Origin of the sequence: Pseudomonas mandelii (genome assembly GCF_024138395.1) — a bacterium.
GTDB lineage: Bacteria > Pseudomonadota > Gammaproteobacteria > Pseudomonadales > Pseudomonadaceae > Aquipseudomonas > Aquipseudomonas mandelii_E.
Window position 1 is genome coordinate 1 of record NZ_JAMYDU010000073.1, and the last position, 256, is coordinate 256.

Annotated in this window: 2 tRNA genes; both read right to left on the bottom strand. The window is 59.0% G+C overall.

From position 1 onward, the window contains the following. Positions 1-2: 2 nt before the first annotated feature. Positions 3-75: transfer RNA gene (locus tag NHU87_RS28360), tRNA-Glu, on the bottom strand. Between the two features lie 104 nt (positions 76-179). Then, positions 180-255 (bottom strand) — tRNA-Gly (locus tag NHU87_RS28365). Position 256: the final 1 nt, after the last annotated feature.

Genomic DNA, 256 nt, shown 5'->3' on the forward strand with positions numbered 1-256 from the left:
GGCGTCCCCTAGGGGACTCGAACCCCTGTTACCGCCGTGAAAGGGCGGTGTCCTAGGCCACTAGACGAAGGGGACACGCTGCCCGGAACACATGGTGTGTGTTTCGGTGCCCAGATCCGCATCCGAAGATTTGGTTCTGGTTTCACTCAGCCCTGCCCGAAAGCAAAGCCGTTTAAAACTGGAGCGGGAAACGAGACTCGAACTCGCGACCCCGACCTTGGCAAGGTCGTGCTCTACCAACTGAGCTATTCCCGCA